At 71.0% G+C, this 21,907-nt stretch carries 20 protein-coding genes; 14 read left to right on the forward strand and 6 right to left on the reverse strand.

From position 1 onward, the window contains the following. Window positions 1-9: 9 nt before the first annotated feature. The 4 genes from KE274_RS16050 to KE274_RS16065 are packed head-to-tail and all read left to right on the forward strand — an operon-like array spanning window position 10 to window position 3,174. Window positions 10-801, forward strand: coding sequence for an ABC transporter permease (locus KE274_RS16050; RefSeq protein ID WP_211545548.1), 792 nt, complete (start codon window positions 10-12; stop codon window positions 799-801). Further along, a complete protein-coding gene (locus KE274_RS16055; protein ID WP_211545549.1) occupies window positions 801-1,907 on the forward strand; it encodes a hypothetical protein in 1,107 nt (368 codons plus the stop codon). Before KE274_RS16050 ends, KE274_RS16055 begins: the two co-directional genes overlap by 1 nt. Continuing rightward, complete coding sequence (locus tag KE274_RS16060) at window positions 1,904-2,440, forward strand: NUDIX hydrolase (protein WP_211545550.1); 537 nt, start codon at window positions 1,904-1,906, stop codon at window positions 2,438-2,440. The genes KE274_RS16055 and KE274_RS16060 overlap by 4 nt, the downstream gene beginning before the upstream one ends. Next, complete coding sequence (locus KE274_RS16065) at window positions 2,440-3,174, forward strand: ABC transporter ATP-binding protein (RefSeq protein ID WP_211545551.1); 735 nt, start codon at window positions 2,440-2,442, stop codon at window positions 3,172-3,174. Before KE274_RS16060 ends, KE274_RS16065 begins: the two co-directional genes overlap by 1 nt. Window positions 3,175-3,212: 38 nt before the next feature. Here KE274_RS16065 and KE274_RS16070 read toward each other — a convergent pair whose 3' ends face one another. From KE274_RS16070 to KE274_RS16080, 3 genes are read right to left on the reverse strand one after another with little or no spacing between them, the layout of a single operon-like run. Then, window positions 3,213-3,821 (reverse strand): hypothetical protein, encoded by a 609-nt coding sequence (locus KE274_RS16070; RefSeq protein ID WP_211545552.1) that lies wholly within the window; start codon window positions 3,819-3,821, stop codon window positions 3,213-3,215. Between the two features lies 1 nt (window position 3,822). Further along, window positions 3,823-4,785 (reverse strand): glycosyltransferase family 2 protein, encoded by a 963-nt coding sequence (locus KE274_RS16075; RefSeq protein WP_211545553.1) that lies wholly within the window; start codon window positions 4,783-4,785, stop codon window positions 3,823-3,825. Beyond that, the gene (locus tag KE274_RS16080) at window positions 4,782-6,692 is read right to left on the reverse strand and encodes a glycosyltransferase (protein ID WP_211545554.1); all 1,911 of its coding nucleotides are present in this window, start codon (window positions 6,690-6,692) and stop codon (window positions 4,782-4,784) included. Before KE274_RS16080 ends, KE274_RS16075 begins: the two co-directional genes overlap by 4 nt. A gap of 148 nt (window positions 6,693-6,840) precedes the next feature. Between KE274_RS16080 and galE the strand changes: the two genes are divergently transcribed. Continuing rightward, the gene (galE, locus tag KE274_RS16085; RefSeq protein ID WP_249186540.1) at window positions 6,841-7,830 is read left to right on the forward strand and encodes a UDP-glucose 4-epimerase GalE; all 990 of its coding nucleotides are present in this window, start codon (window positions 6,841-6,843) and stop codon (window positions 7,828-7,830) included. A 15-nt stretch (window positions 7,831-7,845) separates the two neighbouring features. Here the strand turns inward: galE and KE274_RS16090 are convergent, their stop codons facing one another. Together KE274_RS16090 and KE274_RS16095 are read right to left on the reverse strand one after the other, a co-directional pair. After that, window positions 7,846-9,144: an O-antigen ligase family protein gene (locus KE274_RS16090; protein WP_211545555.1), complete on the reverse strand. Its 1,299-nt coding sequence runs from the start codon at window positions 9,142-9,144 to the stop codon at window positions 7,846-7,848. Continuing rightward, window positions 9,141-10,556 carry an O-antigen ligase family protein gene (locus KE274_RS16095; protein ID WP_211545556.1) on the reverse strand — a complete coding sequence of 472 codons (1,416 nt, stop codon included), beginning with the start codon at window positions 10,554-10,556 and terminating at the stop codon, window positions 9,141-9,143. The genes KE274_RS16090 and KE274_RS16095 overlap by 4 nt, the downstream gene beginning before the upstream one ends. A gap of 69 nt (window positions 10,557-10,625) precedes the next feature. Between KE274_RS16095 and manA the strand changes: the two genes are divergently transcribed. The 4 genes from manA to KE274_RS16115 all read left to right on the forward strand — a co-directional run bounded on the left by manA (window position 10,626) and on the right by KE274_RS16115 (window position 16,708). Further along, window positions 10,626-11,753, forward strand: a complete 1,128-nt coding sequence (gene manA, locus KE274_RS16100) for a mannose-6-phosphate isomerase, class I (RefSeq protein ID WP_211545557.1) — start codon at window positions 10,626-10,628, stop codon at window positions 11,751-11,753. A 159-nt stretch (window positions 11,754-11,912) separates the two neighbouring features. Continuing rightward, window positions 11,913-12,230: a WhiB family transcriptional regulator gene (locus KE274_RS16105; RefSeq protein WP_211545558.1), complete on the forward strand. Its 318-nt coding sequence runs from the start codon at window positions 11,913-11,915 to the stop codon at window positions 12,228-12,230. Window positions 12,231-12,311: 81 nt separating this feature from the next. Then, window positions 12,312-15,329 carry a glycosyltransferase gene (locus KE274_RS16110; RefSeq protein WP_211545559.1) on the forward strand — a complete coding sequence of 1,006 codons (3,018 nt, stop codon included), beginning with the start codon at window positions 12,312-12,314 and terminating at the stop codon, window positions 15,327-15,329. Then, the gene (locus tag KE274_RS16115) at window positions 15,326-16,708 is read left to right on the forward strand and encodes a DUF5719 family protein (RefSeq protein ID WP_211545560.1); all 1,383 of its coding nucleotides are present in this window, start codon (window positions 15,326-15,328) and stop codon (window positions 16,706-16,708) included. Before KE274_RS16110 ends, KE274_RS16115 begins: the two co-directional genes overlap by 4 nt. A 17-nt stretch (window positions 16,709-16,725) precedes the next feature. Here KE274_RS16115 and KE274_RS16120 read toward each other — a convergent pair whose 3' ends face one another. Next, the gene (locus tag KE274_RS16120) at window positions 16,726-17,148 is read right to left on the reverse strand and encodes a hypothetical protein (protein ID WP_249186541.1); all 423 of its coding nucleotides are present in this window, start codon (window positions 17,146-17,148) and stop codon (window positions 16,726-16,728) included. 77 nt (window positions 17,149-17,225) lie between these two features. Here KE274_RS16120 and KE274_RS16125 point away from each other — a divergent pair, with 77 nt between their 5' ends. The 5 genes from KE274_RS16125 to ahcY all read left to right on the forward strand — a co-directional run bounded on the left by KE274_RS16125 (window position 17,226) and on the right by ahcY (window position 21,895). Beyond that, complete coding sequence (locus tag KE274_RS16125; RefSeq protein ID WP_211545561.1) at window positions 17,226-17,432, forward strand: DUF3499 family protein; 207 nt, start codon at window positions 17,226-17,228, stop codon at window positions 17,430-17,432. 94 nt (window positions 17,433-17,526) lie between these two features. Further along, window positions 17,527-18,453 (forward strand): efflux RND transporter periplasmic adaptor subunit, encoded by a 927-nt coding sequence (locus KE274_RS16130; RefSeq protein WP_211545562.1) that lies wholly within the window; start codon window positions 17,527-17,529, stop codon window positions 18,451-18,453. Next, window positions 18,450-19,196: an ABC transporter ATP-binding protein gene (locus tag KE274_RS16135; protein WP_307872238.1), complete on the forward strand. Its 747-nt coding sequence runs from the start codon at window positions 18,450-18,452 to the stop codon at window positions 19,194-19,196. The genes KE274_RS16130 and KE274_RS16135 overlap by 4 nt, the downstream gene beginning before the upstream one ends. After that, a complete protein-coding gene (locus KE274_RS16140) occupies window positions 19,193-20,407 on the forward strand; it encodes an ABC transporter permease (protein WP_211545564.1) in 1,215 nt (404 codons plus the stop codon). The genes KE274_RS16135 and KE274_RS16140 overlap by 4 nt, the downstream gene beginning before the upstream one ends. A gap of 42 nt (window positions 20,408-20,449) precedes the next feature. Next, window positions 20,450-21,895, forward strand: a complete 1,446-nt coding sequence (gene ahcY, locus KE274_RS16145) for an adenosylhomocysteinase (RefSeq protein ID WP_211545565.1) — start codon at window positions 20,450-20,452, stop codon at window positions 21,893-21,895. Window positions 21,896-21,907: the final 12 nt, after the last annotated feature.

Here is a 21,907-nt window from a genome sequence, read left to right on the forward strand (position 1 = left end):
CTCGGAACCGTGAGTCACGCTGCTGTCGGGGCGCCCGGGACGCCCCGGCGCTATCTGCATTCGCTGTGGCTGCTCTCCGCCCGTGACCTGAAGGTGCGGTACGCGACGAGCGCCCTCGGCTACCTGTGGTCGGTGCTCGATCCGCTGGTGATGAGCGCGATCTACTGGTTCGTGTTCACGCAGGTGTTCCACCGGAGCGTGGGCGAAGACCCGTACATCGTGTTCCTCATCGTGGCTCTGCTGCCGTGGGTGTGGTTCAACACGTCGGTATCGGACTTCACGCGGGCGTTCAAGAAGGACTCGCGCCTCGTGCGCTCGACCGCGATCCCGAGGTCGATCTGGGTCAATCGCATCGTGCTCAGCAAGGGCATCGAGTTCCTGTTCTCGATTCCGGTGCTCGTGCTGTTCGCGGTGTTCAGCGGCGCCACGGTCAACGTGATGCTGCTGTGGTTCCCGGTCGCGATCCTCCTGCAGATCATGCTGCTGGTCGGTCTCGGGCTGCTCGTGGCACCGCTGTGCGTGCTGTACGCCGATCTGGAGCGCACGACCGCCCTGATCCTGCGCGCGCTGTTCTACGCCTCGCCGGTGATCTACTCCTTCGAGGACCTGCCGGCGCCGTTCGACGTGATCGGTGCGTTCAACCCGCTCGCCGGGATCTTCACGCTCTACCGCGTGGGGTTCTTCCCCGAGCTGTGGGATCCGATGCCGGTGATCGTGAGCGTCGTGATGTGCGTGGTCATCCTCGCCCTCGGCGTGTGGACGTTCCGGAGCCTCGAGCGTCCGGTGCTGAAGGAGCTGTGATGTCCGCGGCTGCACGCGTGCTCATCGCGGAGCTCGACTCGCCCGCGCAGGCGGCGCTCTTCGATGGTGCTTCCGACGTGCGCGAGGCGATCACCGAGCTGACGGGCATGCTCCGGATCGGCATGCTCGTCTCCAGCGAGATCCTGGTGACCGACGCCATGCTGCTCGACGGGGCGTACTTCATGGCGCTGGGCCCCGACGGCGTCATGAGCGAGCTGGGCGCGACGCCGGGGCGCTACCCGCTCACGATCACCGGCGTGCACCCGACCCTCAGGGAGGGGCTCGAGGTGCGGCTCGCGAACGACGGCTTCCGGTGGTCGCTTCCCGCTCTGCGCGGTGTCTCCGAGGCACCGCCGCAGATCCGGCACGTCTGGGAGGAGTGGCTGCGCTTCGTCGAGTCCGGGATCATCCGGTACGAGCAGCAGGCCGGTGGTGATGCTCCGCTGCGCACGGGCTCGCCGCCGGCTCCCTCACCGGAGGCGCTGTCCGTGATCGCCGAGGCGCGTCTCGATGAGGTGCGGTACCGCAGCATCGCATGGCAGCGGATCGATGCCCTCCCCCTGGGCGAGGCTGATCGCGCCGCGGTGCGTCGCTGGTGGGGCGATGCCTATCTCCGCATGATCGCCGAGAACGCCGGGGCGGATTGGGTGACTTTCGGTGCCGACAGCGACGGTCATCTGGCGCGTGCCGCGCATGACGTGGAGCTCCCCCTGTCGACGGCGTTGGTCGACTGGGCCAGGGATTCCACGCCCGCCACGATCGCGGTCGCCTGGGATGCGTCGCGTCGCCAGCGGCACCGACTGCGCGAGCGCCCGTCCTGGTCTCGGATGCGCGGGCTCGCGTTCGCGGCCACTCAGGTGACGGCCGCGCCGTCACGGGGCTCCGTGTTGTTGACGTCGATCGCGAAACTCGTCATCGCCCTCTGCGTGGTCGCCCTCGCCGTTCCTGGACTGGGGATCGGCTCCGTGGACAACGTCTGGACGTGGGTCGCCTTCGTGGGCGCGATCGCCACGACCGTTCCCTTCGAGTCTCTCGGCGCCCTGCGGGAGCTTCTCGCGAAAGACCCGCGGGCGCGATTCGTCCTCCACCGGGGGGCGGCGTCATGAGCGACGGCTTCACCACCGTGTACGACAGCTCCGACGGGCTGCCCGTGCGACTCGAAGCCGCGCGCCGACACACGGCCGACGGCGCGGTCTACACTCATCACCGCCTCGTCGTCTCGGACGGGCGGACGGGGGCGGTGATCGTGGCGCGGGACGGGGACCGACTGCTGCTCGTGTTGAGCGCGCGCGACGCCGTGGGAGCAGACCTCTGGGAGTTCCCGCGCGGAGCCGGTGAGGCCGAGGAGACGGCCGTCGAGACCGCCCTGCGAGAGCTGCAGGAGGAGACCGGTCTGCGCGGTGTCGATCCGTGCCTCCTGGGAGACTACGTGACCGATTCGTCGATCTTTCCGCAGCGGGTCGCCGTCGTGGAGTGCCGCATCGACGCGGACGCACCCCGGACGATCCCGGACGGCGAGGTCAGCGACCGTCGCTGGATCACGGTGGAGGACCTCGCGGACGCTGTGCGGGACGGAACGGTCCGGGACGCCCATACGCTCGCGGCCATCACGGTGCTCTCGTCGAGGAAGGAGCTGTGATGTCCGCGGCGATCGAAGTGCAGGGACTGGGTGTCCATTTCCGTCGAAACCGGCGGGGTCGGCGCAGCTTCAAGGACCTCTTCAGCGGGGCTTCGCGTCGCTCTCGCCCGGGGGAGTTCTGGGCGCTCCGAGACGTCTCGTTCACGGTGCAGCCGGGGGAGTCGATCGGAGTGGTCGGCCGCAACGGCCAGGGGAAGTCCACACTGCTGCGGCTCGTGGCCGGCGTGCTGCTGCCCGACGAGGGCTCGGTGCGGGTGAACGGCGGTGTCGCGCCGCTCATCGAGATCACGGGAGGCTTCGTCGGCGATCTGACCGTGCGGGAGAACGTGCGGCTCACGGCGGGGCTCCACGGCATGTCGCGCGACGAGGTGTCGCGCCGATACGACGACATCATCGCGTTCGCGGAGCTCGCGGGCTTCGAGGAGACGCCCTACAAGCACCTCTCCAACGGGATGAAGGTGCGGTTGGCGTTCTCGGTCGTGTCGCAGCTGGACGAGCCGATCCTGCTCGTCGACGAGGTCCTCGCGGTGGGCGACAAAGCGTTCAGGGACAAGTGCTACAAGCGCATCGACGAGCTGCTGGCCGACGGGCGCACGCTGTTCTTCGTGAGCCACAACGAACGCGATCTGCGTCGGTTCTGCACCCGCGGACTCTACCTCGACAAGGGAGCGCTCGCCCTCGACGCCCCGATCGGCGAGGTGCTCGACCGCTACAACGCCGACTACGCGGCCTGAGACCCCCGTCGTGACACCGGGTCGCGACGGGGCTGGCCTCAGAGCCCGACGAGGGTGCGCAGGTTCTGCGCCGCGGTGCGCGCTGCGTCGACGGCCCCCGCGGTGTTTCCGCCGTCGGTGATCGCCGTGCGGAGTTCGGCGAGTCGCTGCGCGTAGGCGGCGGTGCCGTCGCGCCACCCGTCCGCGATCGACGAGGGTGGGGGCACGTCGGACAGCCGCTGCGCATCCTCCTGCAGGGTGTCCACCACGGGCAGGGCGTCCTGACCGGTCGCGCCTGCGACGATGTCGAGTCCGCGGAGCGCATCGGCGAGCGTGCCGGATACCTGCCCGCGGAAGGTCTCCAGGGTCGGATCGACCACCGGCGGCTGCGTCACGATCGGCGTCTGGGTCGGTTGCGGGCCCCCGGTCGGCGTCGCGGTGGGGGTCGGCGTGGGAGTCGGCGTCGGCGTCGCGGTGCGTGACGGGGACGGGCTCGGGTCGGGGTCGGGGCCGTCACCCCGGGGGAGCAGGAAGAACAGCAGGGCGCCGATGATCGCGAGTGCGGCCACCGACAGGCCCACGATCAGCCACACCCGTCCCGTGCGCTGGGGCGTGGGCGGAAGCGGTGCCCAGCGCAGTTCCGGCTGCGGTTCCTGCTGATCCGACACGTCATGCCTCCAGAGGGGTCATCGGCTGCCACGACCGGTCGCGGCCCACCCGGCCGCCGTCGCGCAGTCCGCGGAACAGGTTGCTCGTTCCCCGCACCGTGCGCTCGACGAACGCCAGGCGGATGAGCTCCTTCGCGAAGGTCGCCGTGGTGCCGAGCCCGAACAGGATCGGGTTGTACACCCCGTGCACGCGGTAGTACTGCTTGATGTAGCCGCGGTTTCGCATGATGTAGTAGCGGTACGCGTTGCTCGACGCGTTCATGTGCCGGATGCCCATGTCCCACTGCTTGATCTCGCGCGTGCGCCGCAGCACGAACTCGTCCACGATGACCGCGGTGGTCAGGCGGGAGGCGAGCCAGCCGTACATCTGGTCGTCCCAGTAGATGAAGAACCGCGGGTCGGGGAGGCCGATCTGCTGCACGATCGAGCGGTGGATGAACATGCCCTCGAAGCACCCGCTGTTCATGTGCTTGTAGCCGGACTCGTCGAACCCGGCCGGGGCGAACGGGATCGGGATGCCCATGCGCTCGGCGACGCGGTACTGCCAGTAGAACTCGCTGCCGTCGTAGTCGTACCGGCGGCCCTGGATGCTCTTGAAGCGCGGGGCCCAGCGACCCATCTTCGCGAGGCCGTCCGGCAGCACCTCCACGTCGTCGTCCATCATCCAGATCCACTCGGACCCGAGCTCGTACGCGGTGCGCATACCCTCGCTGAAGCCGCCGGAACCACCCGTGTTGGTCTCCAGTCGTCGATAGACGATCTCGGTGCCGATGTCATCGCGGAACGACTCGACCACGTCGGTGGTGTCGTCCACCGAGGCGTTGTCGATGATGACCACGCGGCCCGGCTTCGGGTCCATCGCGGTGATGCTGGTCAGCAGTCCCGACAGGAGGTGCGAACGGTTGAAGGTGACGATCACGATCGTCGCTGCGGTGGGGTCGAATGCAGCGGGGGCCGCGGTCATGCCTTCTCCTCGAAGATCTGCTGCCAGGACTGGGGGGAGACGAGGTCGGGCATCGCCTCGCGGTAGCGCGCGCGCAGCTCCGGCCACCGGCGGCGCAGCTCGGCGTGGAGCCGGACGCTCTCGCGCAGCATGCGCCGGTACTGGCGACGGTCGCGCGTGTAGATGTTCTTGCCGGAGCCGTCGGCGGTGCTCACCAGCACACTGTCGAACGCGGGGACGCGCCACCACTGCGCGTCCTCCTTGCCGAACTCGGCCTCGGGCTGCACGACGTTCGCGGGGTGCGGGCGATGCACCCAGTGCGACAGCAGGGTGGTCAGGGTGAACCACCGCAGGCGCAGGCCGGTGGGGTTGTCGAGGTCGTTCTTCGACACCAGCTTGTACACCTGGCGGCCGCGGCGCGAGTGGAGCACGCGCGACGGGTCGCGGTGCACCACGGTCTCCGGGAACTCGGCTGCGAGCGCCCGGGCAGCGGGCATCGCGGTGCGGATGTTCCTGCGCATGTGCTCGGGGCCCTCCAGCACGTCGCGCAGAGCCCTGGCCCGGAGGGCGACGGGGTAGTACTGCATCATCATGAGGTGCTTCAGATCGACGCGCCTGCTGTGCCGCAGGAGGCGGCCTCCGCGGGGCACCTCCGAATGCAGGAGCCCGGCGACGATGCGGTTCCTGGCGTGGAAGTAGGCCTGCCAGTCGATCGTGTCGTCCTTGTTGACCCACGAGACGTGCCACAGCGCCACGCCCGGCATGGAGACGGTGGGGAAGCCGGCCGCTCCGGCGCGAAGGCAGAACTCGGCATCGTCCCACTTGATGAACGCGGGCAGTGCGAGACCGACCTTGCGGATCGCCTCGACAGGGATGAGGCACATCCACCAGCCGTTGTAGTCGGCGTCCATGCGCATGTGCAGCAGCGACGACTGGCGCAGGTTGGAGACGCCGAAGTCGTGCGGCATCTGCTCCTGGTAGAGGTTGCGCCACATGAACGGCGCTTCGTCGACGACCTCGGCCCAGCCGTGCAGCTTCGGGCGGTCGAGCAGGTCGAACATGTGCCCGCCGACCAGCACGGGCGTGGTGGCGTACTGCCCGAACACGATCGAGCGGCGCAGCGACTCGGGCTCCAGCCGCACGTCGTCGTCGAGCAACTGCACGAAGTCGCTGTCTGGCCGCTGCAGTGTCTCCTGCATCGCCCTGGCGAAGCCGCCCGACCCGCCGAGGTTCGGCTGCCGGATCAGCTGAAGGGTGTCGCCGAGACGTTCCGCGACGTCGTCGTAGCCGTCCTGCTCCTCGACCAGCTGCGTGCCCTGATCGACCAGGAAGATGCGGTCGACGAACTCGAGCGCATCGGGCGACGCGGCCAGCGCCCGCAGCGTCTCGACGCAGTAGTCGGGCTTGTTGAAGGTGGTGATCCCGAGTGAGGCCTTGCCGACGCGGGCGGGCTCCTGCTCCGTGGTCCACTCGGCACCCTCCAGCACCGCGGGCTTCTCGTCTGCGACCACGTCGAACCAGATCCATCCGCCGTCGCTGTACTGCGTGAGAGCCAGGTCGAACGACGTCGTGGCCTCCCCGGTGACCTCGCGGGTGGCCACGCGCTGGCGGATCCCGGTGCCGTTCGAGCGGTAGACGAGGATCGTCGCGGGGCCCGTCGTGCGCACGGTGAGCTGCACCTCGCGGACGCTCGTCCAGTGCTGCCAGTAGGAGGCGGGGAACGCGTTGAAGTAGGTGCCGAGCGACACGCGGCGGCCAGCGACGATACGTGCCCGGTGGCGACCGAGGATGTTGCCCAGGTGCGCCCGGTTGGAGACTCGGACCGGCTCGTTCTCGATCACGGACCAGGTCTCGGGGTCGGCGTAGAGCGGAAGCAGGTCGGGGTCGCGATCGAGCGGGAAGACGACATTCTGAAGGACGTGGGCCACAGGGAGGTTCTCCGATGTTGGTGTCGCGGGACGCCGCCGGTGGGCAGCGTGCGACTCGACGAGCAGTGAGTAGCCTACCGTTCGTCACCTCGGGATCCGCGGAGAGCCTCTCCGGTCCCGCCCAGTCCGGCTGGTTAGACTGGCCGCGATGAAGGTACTGATCACCGGCGGCGCCGGCTACATCGGATCGACCGTGGCGACGGCATGCATCGAGGCCGGGATCGAGGTCGTCGTGCTCGACGATCTCTCCAAGGGACTCGAGGCCTTCGGTGACGGCCGCAACCTGTACGTGGGCGACATCGCCGACCAGGGCGTGCTGGACCGGCTGCTGACCGACCATCCCGACATCGACGCGGTCGTGCACTGCGCGGCGCGCGTGGTCGTGCCGGAGTCGGTCGCCGACCCGCTCGGCTACTACGACAGCAACGTGGGCAAGACCATCGTGCTGCTGCAGCGCCTGCGCGACGCCGGCATCCCGCGCGTCGTGTTCAGCTCCTCCGCCTCGGTCTACGCGGGCGAATCCGGTGAGGGCGTCGACGAGAGCGGTGCCCTGGCGCCCGCCAGCCCCTACGCGACGACCAAGGCCATGGTCGAGCAGATCCTGGCCGACGCAGCGGCCTCCGGAGACTTCCGTGCGATCGCGCTCCGCTACTTCAACCCCATCGGTGCCGACCCCCGCCTTCGCACCGGGTTGCAGAACCCGACGCCCTCGCACGCCCTGGGCAAGATCATGCAGGCGCACGCCTCGGGCGAACCGTTCACGATCACGGGCACCGACTGGGCCACGCGCGACGGCTCGGGCCTGCGTGACTACGTGCACGTCTGGGACCTCGCTCTCGCGCACGTGGCCGCGGTGCAGCGCTTCGACGACGTGGCGACGCCCGACGAGCCCTACCAGGTGATCAATCTGGGCACGGGTGACGGCGTCACCGTGCGCGAGCTCGTCCAGGCCTTCGAGCGGGTCACGGGCGCGACGCTGCCGGTCGTGGAGACGGGGCGGCGGCCGGGCGACCAGGCCGGCGCGTACGCCATCGTGGACCGCGCGGCGAAGGTGCTGGACTGGCGCGCCGAACGCTCGGTCGACGACGGCGTGCGCGACGCGCTCGCGTGGTCGGAGAAGCTGCGCTCGCTGCGCTGACGGCGCGCCGGGGTATCACTCCTGCGGCCGCAGGGTGGGGATGGCGCCCGTGTGGGCCGCGTCGATGTTCTCGCGCCACGAGCGCGACTGCCCGGCGCGGAGCGCGCACAGCACGAGCAGGAACCAGCCGGCGCCGATGAGCGTGAAGCTCTCGAACATGGAGTCGACGGCCAGCGTCACCAGCGTGATCGGCGTCCAGGCGTAGACGACGGAGCGGCGAACGCTCGCCACCAGCCAGGAGCGGATCAGGGCGACCCCGCCCAACAGGAGGAACAGCACCAGACCCGCGGCGCCGAGCTGCAGCAGCACGTCGAAGAAGGCGTTCAGCGCGCTCTGGTGGTGCTCGCCGAGCTGGAAGTTGATGAAGGTGAAGGGATACTCGCCGCGGGCCCAGTCGCCGAACCACCCCCAGCCGGTGATCGGTTTGACGGACACGAAGTCGAGGATCATGTTCCACAGGCTCGCCCGCATCGAGAAGTCGGAGCCGGCGTCGAGCAGCGCGATGATCTGGTGCCGCAGCGCGAACGCCACGGCGAGGGCCAGCGCGACCAGCGCCCCGAGGCCCCACTGCACGATGTTGCGCCGCGCGGGGGAGGTGTGACGGACGATCGTCAGCGCGACGGTGACGATGCCGACCGCGACGGCGAGCACGAGCACGGTGGGTGACGACGACAGGAACGCCAGGCCCCCGGCGAGGGCGATCGACACGACCGCGAGCGGCGGGTCGACGGACTGCGTGCGCCACTCGATCACGAACGTGATCAGCGCGATCACGGCGATGAAGCCGAGCATGTTGCGGCTGCCGAAGATGCCCTGCACCGGACCGCCCGCCGCGAGGTCGCCCTGGACGCCGAGGAACGTGAACGGGATGTCGAGCAGCACTCCGGACAGGATCTCCACGCCCAGCGACAGGCCGAGGAGCACACGCAGCGCGTCGCCGAGCGCCCGCACGGTCTGCAGCGTGTCGCGGATGTGGCCGACGGTGATGGCGAGGAACGCGAAGCCCAGCAGGGACAGCCAGCCGAAGAAGGTGTCCGAGCGATCCGTCGTCCACACCAGGCTCACCAGGGCCCATGCCAGGAACGCGATCAGTGACGAGGGCGCGAGTCGCAGCAGCGACAGCTCCTCGCGACGCACCCAGAGGATCGCGGCGCCCAGCACGCAGAGCAGCGTGATGATCGTCGCCGTCGTGACGGGCGAGGTCATCCGCTCGATCAGGAACGAGCCGAACACGGCGAGCAGCACCGCGAGCGTGAACGCCCTGGCGAACTCCGCCGACCCGAGGAGGCGGGCGATCGTGCGACCCGGCGTCACGGCACCCGCCGCTGCGTCATGCCGCGCTCGAACACGAGGTCACGCTCGCCCACGCCCACCAGCGGCACGGACTTCAGCTTGAACGACAGCATCACCAGCAGCAGCCAGCCCCACAGCATGATCGGAGTGGACTCCGTCAGGCCCTGCACCAGCAGCACGATCGTGTAGAGGCTCGGCAGGAGCGTGATCGGCGAGAACGGCCGGTGCGCGTCGAGGTCCCACCGTGGCCGGTCGACCGCGAAGAACCAGGACCGCCACAGCAGGCTGCCGTAGGCGACGGCCATCAGCACGACCCCGACCACGCCCAGCTGCATCAGCACGTCGAGCCACATGTTGTGCGCGTGGAACACGGTGATGCCGTGGTCGACGATCCAGTGATCGAACGCCGGGTCGCTGGGCACCCACGGGCTCGAGAAGCCGTTGCCGAACAGCGGATGATCGCCGGCGCGCTCCAGCACCTTCGTCCAGATCTTCTCCGAGCGCCCGGTCAGATCGGAGCTGCGTCCGAGGAGCGCCAGCAGGGGCTCGCGCAGGAGCCACACGGCGGTGCCGACGATCACGGTCGACCCGATCGCGACCACGTACACGCGCGTGCGGGCGCTCGGGGTGGCTGCGCGGCGCATGACCAGCGCCACCACCAGGACAAGCGCCGCGGCTCCCGCGCAGACGAGCGCGGTGGCGGAGGATGTGCGCAGCAGGAAGTAGGCCGCGAGGATCATCCAGAGGGCGAGGGTGGTGCGCCACCGGGCCCGCGCCGCGAACAGCACGCCGAACGTGATCAGCGCGAAGAGCGACACGATGGCGAGGAGATTGGCGTTGCCGACGATCCCCTGGATGCGGCCGCCGTCGAACAGGTTGTCACGCACCCAGTACCACTGCGGGTCGATCTTGCCGTCGGGGAGGTCGACGAAGTTCGGCAGCAGTGGTCCGTGCAGCACGAGCGAGACCCACAGCTCGAGGGCGAGCGACAGCCCGAGGATCCACTTGAACGCGGAGGACAGCGCGCGCACGATCTCGTGCCACGTGAGGACGTGCGCGATGAACAGGCCGTTCACGGTGACGGCCGCCAGCAGCAGACCGGTCGCGATCGTCGGTCCCCGCCACTGCGACCAGGCCACCGACACCAGGGCGAGGGCCGTGTAGCCGAGTGCTGCCCACGGCAGACGGCGCCAGCGGAAGGGCTGCGGGCGACGACGAGCCAGCATCGGGATGCCGATCGCGAGGGTCGCGATGGTGAACAGAGCGAGCACGGCCGCGGCCCCGACCACGCCGAGCAGGTTGTACACGGCCGAGTGCGCGAAGGCCACGAAGAGCACGAGGATCACGTACCCGCGCAGCAGCAGATGCCCCGTCGACTCGCGCTCCGGCGCGGTGGGAAGGGGGGCCACCGGGTGCTTGGTGTACTGGGCCATCGCGTTCAGGCTACCGCGACGGGCGTGCACCGATCCTGAGCGCCGCAGCGGGGCCCTACGCTGGGGGGCATGCTGCTCGCGCTCACGAACACGCCCCGCGACTACGCCTGGGGATCCCAGACCCTGCTGGCCGACCTGGAGGGGCGCACGCCGACGGGTGTCCCGGAGGCCGAGGTGTGGTTCGGCGACCACCCCGGTGATCCCGCGGAGGTCGTGGGCGACGGCACACTCGACCGGGTCACGGGAGGGACGCTGCCGTATCTGCTGAAGCTGCTCGCGGCGGGGAGTCCGCTGTCGATCCAGGTGCACCCGACGATCGAGCAGGCGAGGGCCGGATGGGCGAAGGAGGCCGAGCTGCCGCTCGACCACCCCGAGCGCAACTACCGCGACGACAACCACAAGCCCGAGCTCATCGTCGCGCTGAGCGATCGCTTCGAGTCGCTGAGCGGACTCCGCCGGGTCGCGCAGACCCTCCGGTTGCTGGATGCGCTGGAGCAGGGGCCGGGGGTGGCGACGTTGCGCACGTTGCTGGAGGGCCAGGAGGACCCGCTGGGGGCGGCGATCGGCTGGCTGCTCGGCGGGGATGCGCAGCAGGAGGTCGACGAGATCATCGCCGCGGTGCACGCCGCGGCGGAGGGCGACGCGGGGGAGTGGAGCGTGACCCTTCGCGCCGTCGCGGGCATCGCGCGGCACTACCCCGGCGACCCCGGGGTCGTGGTGGCGTTGCTGATGAACCACGTGGTGCTGCAGCGCGGCGAGGGCGTGTTCCTGCGCGCCGGGCTGTTGCACGCCTACCTCTCCGGCCTCGGCGTGGAGATCATGGCGGCGAGCGACAACGTGCTCCGCGGCGGTCTGACACCCAAGCGCATCGACGTCGCCGAACTGCTGCGTATCCTCGACACCGCAACGGGGGAGGTGCCGGTGCTGCGCCCGGAGGAGGGGCAGGCGATCACGGAGTATCCGGTGCCGGTACCCGACTTCGCCCTTCGTCGCGTGATGCTCGACGGGCAGCCGGTGACGGTCGATGTCGAGGGGCCGACGATGGTGCTCGCCACCTCCGGTGTCGTGCGGGTGGGCTCGGCTGCGGGCGACGAGCTTGCGGTCGCGGTCGGCACGGCCGTGTTCGCGGATGCGGCGGAGCGCACGCTCACCCTCCGCGGCGCGGGCGAGGCGTTCGTCGCGACGCCGGGGCACTGACCCGTCGCAGCGGGAGGCGACACGCCGATGGGCGTCCATGAACCTTCAAGAATCCGTTGAGGGTTTACGATCCGCGACTTGACCCGAGCGAATGACACCGGTGTAATTAGGTGAGCACGGCCCGCCAGGGGGGCGGTTTTTGAAGGGTTGGAGGTCGAGATGACGGGTTACCGTTCCGATGTGCCGGAGAACTGGTTCGTCGATCCAGTCAACCTCGGTGTCCCCGGGGTCCGCCGGTCCGACCCGGACGACGACAACGCCCTCGCCTGGCAGAGCGATGCGCTGTGCTCCCAGACCGACCCGGAGGCGTTCTTCCCCGAGAAGGGCGGCTCCACGCGCGACGCCAAGCGCATCTGCACCGCATGCGACGTGCGCGGCGAATGCCTCGAGTACGCCCTCAACAACGACGAGCGTTTCGGCATCTGGGGCGGTCTGTCCGAGCGCGAGCGCCGCAAGCTCAAGCGTCGCGCCAGCTGAAGCGATCCCGCCGACAGCTTCGCGGGCGCGCCGGAGCCCCTGACCGTGCCGTGGTCATCGCGCGCTTAGGCTGACCACGTCATGCCAGCCCGAGTTCACGCCATCATCGTCGCGCGCCCCGGTCCCTCGGCCCGCGCGCAACTGCTCCGCACACTCGACGCCGTGCGATCCCAGACGCTCGCCCCCGACGCCGTCACGCTCGTCTTGTGCGGAGACGCGGCGACCGCGCGCGAGAGCGAAGCGGTCGCGAGCACGGTCGAGGGCATCATCGAGGCCCGCTCCTCGACCTCCTTCGCAGAGGCCATCGACCTCGCCCGTCCGCGGGTGCCCGAGGGGTCGGCCATCTGGCTCCTCGCCCAGGACACCGCCCCGCACCCGCGCGCGCTCGAGCGACTCGTCGGCACGCTGGAGCGCTCTCCGTCGGCCGCGATCGTCGCGCCCAAGGTGGTGGCGACCGACAACGACCGCGAGATCGTGTCGCTGGGCGTGAGCATGACCGCGCTCGGGCGCTCGGTGGAACTCGCCGCCGGGGAACTCGACCAGGGGCAGCACGACCGCATGGACGATGCGCTCGGCGCCGACATCCGCGGGCTCCTGATCCGCGGGGAGGTGCGCGACGCACTCCGGCCGGACACCGCACTCGCGGGAGCCGACGAGGGACTCGACCTCGGGGTGCGCGCACGCCTCGGCGGCGGTCGCGTGGTGCTGGCACCGAGTGCCCGCGTGTCCGCCGCGCCGGATGGGCCCGCCGCGCTTCCCGCCGGCCGCTCGCGCCGCGCCTACGTCACCCGGCTCGCGCAGCTGCACCGACGCCTGGCCTATGCGCCCCTCGCCGCGGTGCCCCTCCACTGGCTCTCCCTTCTGCCCCTCGCGCTGTGGCGCTCGATCACGCACCTGATCGGCAAGCGACCAGAGGCCGTGCTGCCCGAGTGGGGCGCCGCGCTCGCCGCGATGCTGCGCGTCGGTGCCGTCGCCCGCTCACGCGCCCGCATCCGCGCGTTCCGCACCTCCTCGTGGGCGAGCATCGCACCGCTCCGGGTGACCTCCGCGCAACTGCGCCGCCGCCTCGACGACGGACACGGCAGCGAGCACGGAGCGGTCAGCGAGCTGCGCTTCTTCTCCGGAGGCGGGGCCTGGGTCGTGCTCGCCGCGCTCGTGGTCGGCATCGCCTCGTTCACGACGCTCCTCGCCTGGCCGACGATCGGCGGTGGCGCCCTTCTGCCGCTGCGACAGACGGTCGCGGCGCTGTGGGGCGACGCGGCCTGGGGCGTGCGCGGTCTCGGCGTGGACGTGGTCGGTCCCGCCGATCCGTTCGCCGCGGTCGTCGCGGTGCTCGGCTCCCTCTGGCCGGCCGGCCCGTCCTTCGCGCTGGTCCTGCTGTGGATCCTGGCGCTCCCGCTGGCCGTGCTCGGCGGCTGGTTCGCCGCGACCCGGGTGACCGATCGCGCAGGACTGCGTATCTTCGCCGGCGTCGCCTGGGCGCTGGCCCCCACGTTCCTCACCGCGCTCGTCGAGGGCCGCCCTGCCGCGGTGCTCGCCCACCTGCTGCTGCCGTGGCTGTTCCACTCCGCGGTCGTGGCGCATCGCTCGTGGGGTGCGGCGGGCAGCGCCTCGCTCCTGTTGGCGGCGGTGTTGGCGTGCGCACCCTCGCTCGCCCCCGCTCTCGCCCTGCTGTGGCTCGTGACCCTGGGCATCGTGATCGGCACCGCGCAGTTCCGCGGGGCAGGACGCCTGCTGTGGCTCCCCCTGCCCACCGCGGCCCTGTTCGGACCGCTGATCTCCTGGCAGCTCCTGCACGGCACGCCCCTCGCGCTGCTCGCCGACCCGGGACTCGCCTGGGCGGGACCGCAGGCGGGAGCCGATGCGGCGGGACGCCTCGCGATCGCCCTGGGGTTCCCCACGACCGACCTCTCCGGCTGGGCCACCGTCGCTCCCGGTTTCGGGACCTGGGCCGCCGTCCTGTGCGCACCTCTCGCGCTGCTCGCTCTCGCCTCTGCCGTATCGCCGCGCTGGCGCGCGGGAATCACCCTGCTCGTGGTGGCGGTCGCGGGCGTCGCCACGGCCTTCCTCGCAGTCGGGGTCAGCGTGTCCTTCGCGCAGGGCGCGCCCGTGCCCATCTGGCCGGGAGCGGGGCTCAGCCTCGCGTGGATCGGGGTGCTCGGTGCGGCGACCGTCACGCTCGACACGGCGCTTCCGCTCCCGCGGCTGCGCACCGTCGCGACGACCGTCACCGCGGCGGCCCTCCTGGTGTGCGCCGTGCCCGCCCTCACCGCCTTCCATACCGATCGGTCCGTGCTGACCAACGGGCCGGAGTCGACGCTGCCGGCCTACGTGGCCGCGCAGGCCGCGGGCGACCGGGAGATCTCGACCCTCATCCTCACGCCTCAGAACGACGGCGGCCTGGCGGTCGAGGTCGTGCGGGGTGCCAGCGAGACTCTCGGCGCGCAGACCACCATGCTCTCGACGGCGGTCGAACCGCAGGGCACCGATACCGGCACCCTGGCGGTCGACCTGATCTCCGCCCGCGACTTCGACGCGCCGGCCGAGCTGGCGGCTCAGGGCATCAGCTACGTGCTGATCGCCCAAGTCGCGGGGGAGGGGGACAGGGCGCGCACGCTGCGCACGGCCTCGATCGCCGCGATCGACCAGCGTCCAGGGCTCGTGCACGCGGGCACCACCGACCGCGGTGTGCTGTGGCGGCTCGAAGGCGAAGCGGCCGCACCCGCGGGGCTCACCGCGGCACAGGAGGGCACCGCGCGGCTGGTGGTGACGCTGCAGCTGCTCGTGGTGCTCGCCGCCCTGCTGCTGTCGATCCCGACCCGGGCGTCGCGCCGTGCCGCCCGCGCGCAGTCGCGCATCGTGGGACGAGCGCCGGAGGAGCCCCTGGTCCTGCCGCGTCATGCCGACGAACTCCCCGCCGCGATCGCGGAGGACCCGCCGGTCGGCGCCGTGGAAGACCCGCAGGACGAACCCGCCCTGACCGATGAGGCCCTCGCGCCCATCGCCGAGCCGGTGCCGGAGGCCGAGGTCGAGCGCGAGGGTGCGGCAGCGACCGACGCCCGTGTCCCGGCATCGAACACCGAGGAGGAGCGCCGATGAGCGGCAACCGCGCATTCCGGGTGGCCGCGACCAGCGCCCGCGTCGTGACGGGAGTCGCGGTGGCCGCCGCCTGTGTGGTCGGCGTGGCAGCGGCCGTGCACGCACCGTGGCCCACGATCGCCCATGAGCCGGCCCAGGAGCAGGTGACCCCGCTCCCCGGCGACAGCGTGCTGGTGTGCAACGGCGACTTCCGGGCTCTCGGGCGCGATTCGTCCGCACCGCTCGACATGACCGCGGCCGCAGCTCCGACCCTCACGGTGGGCGGCACGTCCGGAGCTCCGAGCTCCGCGGGACTGGCCACCCCGGACCTCGCCGACGGAGACGAGGTCTCCGTGCTCACCGGCGCCGTGGAGGGGCGCACCGCGCCGCTGATCGCGGGAGCCGAGTCGTTCACGCTCGCCGCGGACGACCTCGCGGGCTACGCGGCCACCCCGTGCACGGTGCCCCGCCTGGAGTCGTGGCTCGTCGGCGGTGCGGTGGGCACCGGCACGGAGGACATCGTGATCCTCACGAACGCCGCGGAGGTGCCGTCGACCGTCACCCTCACCGTCTACGGCGAGACGCGCGGCGGACGCACGATCATCGTCCCGGCCCGCAGCCAGACGGCCCTCCCGCTGACCTCCATCGCCGCCGGCAACGAGGCACCCGTCGTGAAGGTGAGCGCCGTGGGTGCTCCGGTGCGCGCGGTGCTGCAGTCGTCGCTCGTGCGCGTGCTCGACCCCGCGGGCATCGACCTGCAGGAGGCGGTCGCCGGGGCTCAGCAGAGCGTCGTCATCACGGGTGTCCAGACGTTCGCGTCCGACGGCGACGACGCCGACATGACCGTGCTGCGGCTGCTCGCGCCGGGGGCGGACGCGATGGCGAAGGTCACCGTACGCAGCGAAGGCCCCTCGCCGACCACCGACGAGTTCTCCGTCCCGCTCGACCCCGACGTGCCCGCACAGGTCGCGCTCAGCGGACTCGAGCCGGGTCGTTACACGGTGGAGATCGAGGCCGAGGCCCCGGTCGTCGCCGCCGTCCGCCAGCAGGACGGTTTCGGTCGCGACACGGACTTCGCGTGGGTGACGCCCGCCGCGCAGCTCGACGACCAGGCGGCGGTGGCCGTACCCGCGGGGCCCGCACCGCGACTCCAGCTCGCCAACACCGGCGACGAGGACGTGACGGTGACCGCGGAGCCGATCGAGGGCGGCCAGCCGCAGGAGATCACGGTACCGGCGGGCCAGACGCTCGGCATCGACGTGACGGCTCGGACGACCTACGTGCTGCGCACGACGGGCCCCGTGCATGCCGCGGTGACGCTGACCGCGGCCGGTGCGCTCGGGGTGCTCCCGGTGCCGCCGTCGCCCGGGGTGGAGAAGTCGATCACGGTGTACCCCTGATCACCCGCCAGGCGACCTCAGTGGTCGTGGCCGAGGTCCCAGGGCTCCCGGCCCACGTACTCCGCTGCGGCGCGGAACACCGCGCTCTCGATCGCCATCCGGCGGTGGGCGGCGTCGTCGTGGCCCGGGGGCAGCAGCCGTTCGATCGGGATGCGGAACAGCACGATCCGGCGCCCCTCGCGGTCGAGGTGCCAGCGGGGGACCTCGCCGTCGCTCTCGGCGGTCGGCAACGCCCCGATCTCGAACCGCACCTCCTGCAGCTCGGGCCAGGTGCCGCGGAGGAATTCCACCGCCGTGCCCACCGTGAGATCGAACCGGTCGAGACGCCCGTCGAGCGGGGCGAGCGGCGGGCGGACGACCTCGCTGCGTCCCAGTCTTCCGTGGCGTCCGTGCCTGGCGCCGCGTCGGGCAGTGGTGGCGTGGGCGCGGCGACGGGGCATGCCGAAAGTCTAGGCGCTGCGCTCGTGCTCGGCGCGGCATCCCGTGCGGTCGCGACCGGGGTCGTAGCGTGAAGGGGATGGACGGACGACTGTGCTCGAAGGTCGGCTGCGCGCGTGAGGCCGTGGCGACCCTCACCTATGACTACGGCGACCAGATGGCCGCGCTCGGACCGCTCGGCGCGGCGAACGACCCGCAGGCGCACGACCTGTGCGCCCCGCATGCTGATCGCCTCTCGGTGCCGGCGGGCTGGCTTGTGATCCGCCACGAGGCCCTGCGCGCCTGACCGCGACACGCCGGGGCGAGGCACCCCGCCACCTCGGCGTTCCTGGGTAGCCTGACGGCGGCGGTGTCACGGCGGCGCGGCCGGAAAGGCTCTCGTGCTCGTCTGGCGTCGCTGGGTTCTGCCCCTCCTGCTCGTGATCATCTTCGGCGCGTGCGCTGCCGCTCTCGTCAAGATCGCGTTCTTCCCGGATCGCTCCGAGGCGATCGTGAGCCCGGAGGCGAGCATCACCGACCCGGTGGTCGCGGTCGAGCGCGGGTCGGTCGTGAATGCGCTCAGCCTGAACGGCACCGTGGCACGCGACGAGAGCTACGCCGTGCGCAGCGAGCTCAACGGCACCGTCACGGCCGTGCACGTCGCCAACGGTGCGACTGTCGCGGCCGGTCAGAAGCTGTTCACGGTGCGCCAGGACGACCCGCGCAAGGACATCGACGTGGTCGCGCCCGAGGCGGGCGACGTGTCGGAGCTCGCGATCGTGAAGGGGCAGGCGACCACCGTGGGGACCGAGACCTACACCCTGACCCCGGCGCGCTACCACCTGCAGGCGACGGTCGAGCCGGTCCAGCTGTACCGGCTCGTGAACGCGCCGACGGAGGCGACCGTCACCATCACGGGCGGCCCTGCACCCTTCCCGTGCACAGGCGTGCGGGTGCAGGTGAGTGAGGAGGGGACCGCGAGCGTGCGCTGTGCGATCCCCGCCGACCAGACCGTGTTCGCCGGCCTTCCTGCCACGATGGATCTCGCGCTCGGCCAGGTCGACGATGCGCTGGTCATCCCGGTGACGGCCGTACAGGGCGGCGCCGGCACCGGGAAGGTGTGGGTCGACGCGGGTGACGGCAGTGAGCCGGAGGAGCGCGAGGTCGCGCTCGGCGTGAACGACGGCTCGATGGTCGAGGTGACCGACGGGCTGGCGGAGGGCGACAGCATCCGCCAGTTCGTCCCGGGCTTCGTCGCCCCCGTGGAGGAGTTCTGCTACGAGGTGTCCCCGGGCGTCGAGCAGTGCGACAGCGGGATGAGCTGGTGACGCTCGTCGCGCTGGAGGGCGTCGCCAAGAGCGTCCTCCTGCCCGACGACTCGCGCCTGGAGATCCTGCGCAGCGTCGACCTCGAGGTGGGCGCCGGCGACCATGTCTCGATCGTGGGCCGGTCGGGCTCCGGCAAGTCGACTCTGCTCAACATCCTGGGCATGCTCGACGCACCCACCGCGGGGACCGTCTCGTTCGAGGGGCGCGAGGTGCGCCGGATGCGCTCCGGCCGACTCGATCGGCTGCGGGGGGAGAACGTGGGCTTCGTGTTCCAGCAGTTCAATCTGCTTCCGGGACGCACGGCGCTCGACAACGTGATGATGCCGCTCGGTCATGCGCGCGGACGGCTGTTCTGGGACCGCCGGCGCATCGCCGCGGACATGCTGGAGCGCGTCGGGCTGGGGCACCGCGTGGATCAGGTCGCGGATCGGCTGTCCGGTGGTGAGCAGCAGCGCGTCGCGATCGCCCGTGCGCTCGTGCGGCGGCCGGTGCTGATCCTCGCCGACGAGCCCACCGGTGCTCTCGACATCGACACGGGCGCCACGGTGATGGCGCTGCTCGATGAGGTCGCGACCGAGACGGATGCCGCGCTCGTCACGATCACCCACGATCTGCACGTCGCGGCGCGAGCTCGCCGGCACTACCGCCTGGACGCCGGACGGCTGGAGCCCGCGGATCTGGCGAAGGCGTTCGAGGCGTCCACGCTCTCCGCCTCCGTGCCCAGTGCGGGGGAGGCGTCATGACCGGGTTCCTCGGTGCGCTCTCCGATGCCTGGGCCGAGATCCGGGTGCACAAGCTGCGCGTGCTGCTGAGTCTCATCGGCATCGCGGTGTCGGTGGGCGCGCTCACCGCCGTGGTCGCGATCTCCGAGTACCAGCGGCAGTATCAGGCCGAGCAGTCCGACCGCTGGGGCGGCCGAGCGGCGACCGTGGCCGTGGCGGTCTCCGCCGACGACGGGACCTCGGTCGACACGGACGAGGTGGACGAGCGCTTCGCCAGGGCCGCGGAGCGCTTCGGCTTCAGTCACACCGCCAGGATCGCGCAGGGTCTCACGCTCGGCGTCGCGCTGCCCGATGGCGTGACCCAGGTGAACACGCGGCTGGTCGACCCCGCCTACTCGCAGATCCACCGGGAGAAGCTGCTCGAGGGGCGATGGCTGCGCGACGGCGATCTCGAGGCTCTCGCGCCCGCGGTCGTGATCAGCGAACCGCTGTGGGAGCGGATCGGACGCGTTCCGGTCGCGCAGCACCCCACGATCACGATCACCGGAGACGCCGGCGGCACCTATCAGGTGATCGGCGTCGTGCCGCGGCAGGGCTTCGGTGACGAGGAGCTGCGGATGGACCTGCTGTACGACGCGTACCGCGACCGCGTCGACGCGCTGCCGGAGGGGACGTTCACGCAGTACGAGGTGTGGGTCGGCCCCGACCAGGTGGATGCGATCGCCCCGGTGCTCGCGATGGACCTGCGCGCCGGACTTCCCGAGGGGCAGACGGTGAGCGTGAGCCGGTCCGACTGGGCGGCGCAACCCGGCAGCGCCGACGCGCAGGCCACGTTCGAGATGGTCACGGCCGGTATCGCGTCGCTGATCCTCGCGCTCGGCGCGCTCAGCCTGATCAACATCCAGCTCGTGGCGATGCGCCAGCGGGTGCGGGAGATCGGGGTGCGCCGGGCGTTCGGAGCGAGCTCGGGACGGGTGTTCTTCGCGGTGTTCCTCGAGAGCCTGGTGGCCACGACCGTCGCCGGCGCGATCGGTATCGCGATCGTCGTGGCGGTGCTGCGCTCGGAGTGGCTGATCGGCTCGATGTTCCCGGGGATCCAGGACATCCCGCCGTTCCCGATGCGGGCGGCGCTCGTGGGCCTCGTCGCCTCGGTCGTGGTCGGTGCCGTGTCGGGCTTCATCCCCGCACTGGTGGCGCTGCGGGTCAAGGTGATCGATGCCATCCGGTTCTGACACACGGGCGGCGGGGCGACGGCGTGATGGAACAATGGGGCCATGCCTGAGCTCGAGTATCGCATCGCCGATCTGTCCCTCGCCGACGCCGGACGGCATCAGCTGCGGCTCGCCGAGAACGAGATGCCGGGTCTCATGGCCCTGCGCGAGGAGTTCGCAGCCGCGCAGCCGTTGAAGGGCGCGCGCATCGCGGGGTCGCTGCACATGACCGTGCAGACGGCGGTGCTGATCGAGACGCTGGTGGCGCTCGGGGCCGAGGTGCGCTGGGCGAGCTGCAACATCTTCTCCACGCAGGACGAGGCGGCCGCTGCGGTCGTGGTCGGTCCGCACGGCACGGTGGACGCGCCCGCGGGTGTCCCCGTGTTCGCGTGGAAGGGCGAGACGCTCGAGGAGTACTGGGCGTGCACCGAGCGCATCTTCGACTGGTCGGCCTCGGGCATCGACGGCCCGAACCTGATCCTCGACGACGGCGGCGACGCCACGCTGCTGGTGCACAAGGGCGTGGAGTTCGAGCGGGCGGGTGCCGTGCCGGCGGCCTCCGACAGCGACGCGCACGAGTACCGCGTGATCCTCGATCTGCTGCGCGGATCCCTCGCGTCCGCGAGCGACCGCTGGACCCGGGTGGCCGAGGGGCTGATCGGCGTCACGGAGGAGACCACCACGGGGGTGCACCGGCTGTACGAGCTCGCGGCGTCCGGTGAGCTGTTGTTCCCCGCGATCAACGTGAACGACGCGGTCACCAAGAGCAAGTTCGACAACAAGTACGGCATCCGGCACTCCCTCCCGGACGGCCTGAACCGGGCCACGGACGTGCTGATCGGCGGCAAGGTCGCGTTCGTGTGCGGCTACGGCGACGTGGGCAAGGGCGCAGCGGAGGCGTTGCGTGGCCAGGGCGCCAGGGTCATCGTGAGTGAGGTCGATCCGATCTGCGCCCTCCAGGCCGCGATGGACGGGTTCCAGGTGGCGCGTCTGATCGACGTAGCGGGAGAGGTCGACATCGTCGTGACCGGTACCGGCAACCGCGACGTGGTGACGGTGGAGCATCTTCAGGCGCTCAAGCATCTCGCGATCGTCGCCAACGTCGGGCACTTCGACAACGAGATCGACATGGCCGGTCTGGAGGCTCTCGACGGCGCCGAGAAGATCGAGATCAAGCCGCAGGTGCACGAGTGGCGTCTGCCGAACGGTCGCAGCGTGCTCGTGCTCAGCGAGGGGCGTCTGATGAACCTCGGCAACGCCACGGGACACCCGTCGTTCGTCATGAGTGCGTCGTTCACGAACCAGGTCCTCGCGCAGCTCGAGCTGTTCACCAACGCGGCGGCGTACCCGACCGGCGTGCACGTGCTGCCGAAGGCGCTCGACGAGAAGGTGGCCCGACTGCACCTGGATGCGCTGGGCGTGCGGCTGACGACCCTCACCGAGAGCCAGGCGGCGTACATCGGGGTGCCGGTCGAGGGGCCGTACAAGCTCGACCACTACCGCTACTGAGTGCGGAGCGCG

The organism is Microbacterium paraoxydans (assembly GCF_018224615.1).
Taxonomy (GTDB): Bacteria; Actinomycetota; Actinomycetes; order Actinomycetales; family Microbacteriaceae; genus Microbacterium; species Microbacterium paraoxydans_B.

Bases quoted from the DNA above. Each gene is read 5' to 3' on its own strand.
- KE274_RS16055 (WP_211545549.1), top strand. From the start codon at position 801: ATGTCCGCGGCTGCACGCGTGCTCATCGCGGAGCTCGACTCGCCCGCG.
- KE274_RS16060 (WP_211545550.1), top strand. From the start codon at position 1,904: ATGAGCGACGGCTTCACCACCGTGTACGACAGCTCCGACGGGCTGCCC.
- KE274_RS16065 (WP_211545551.1), top strand. From the start codon at position 2,440: ATGTCCGCGGCGATCGAAGTGCAGGGACTGGGTGTCCATTTCCGTCGA.
- KE274_RS16075 (WP_211545553.1), bottom strand. From the start codon at position 4,785: ATGACCGCGGCCCCCGCTGCATTCGACCCCACCGCAGCGACGATCGTG.
- galE (WP_249186540.1), top strand. From the start codon at position 6,841: ATGAAGGTACTGATCACCGGCGGCGCCGGCTACATCGGATCGACCGTG.
- KE274_RS16095 (WP_211545556.1), bottom strand. From the start codon at position 10,556: ATGGCCCAGTACACCAAGCACCCGGTGGCCCCCCTTCCCACCGCGCCG.
- manA (WP_211545557.1), top strand. From the start codon at position 10,626: ATGCTGCTCGCGCTCACGAACACGCCCCGCGACTACGCCTGGGGATCC.
- KE274_RS16105 (WP_211545558.1), top strand. From the start codon at position 11,913: ATGACGGGTTACCGTTCCGATGTGCCGGAGAACTGGTTCGTCGATCCA.
- KE274_RS16110 (WP_211545559.1), top strand. From the start codon at position 12,312: ATGCCAGCCCGAGTTCACGCCATCATCGTCGCGCGCCCCGGTCCCTCG.
- KE274_RS16115 (WP_211545560.1), top strand. From the start codon at position 15,326: ATGAGCGGCAACCGCGCATTCCGGGTGGCCGCGACCAGCGCCCGCGTC.
- KE274_RS16120 (WP_249186541.1), bottom strand. From the start codon at position 17,148: ATGCCCCGTCGCCGCGCCCACGCCACCACTGCCCGACGCGGCGCCAGG.
- KE274_RS16125 (WP_211545561.1), top strand. From the start codon at position 17,226: ATGGACGGACGACTGTGCTCGAAGGTCGGCTGCGCGCGTGAGGCCGTG.
- KE274_RS16140 (WP_211545564.1), top strand. From the start codon at position 19,193: ATGACCGGGTTCCTCGGTGCGCTCTCCGATGCCTGGGCCGAGATCCGG.
- ahcY (WP_211545565.1), top strand. From the start codon at position 20,450: ATGCCTGAGCTCGAGTATCGCATCGCCGATCTGTCCCTCGCCGACGCC.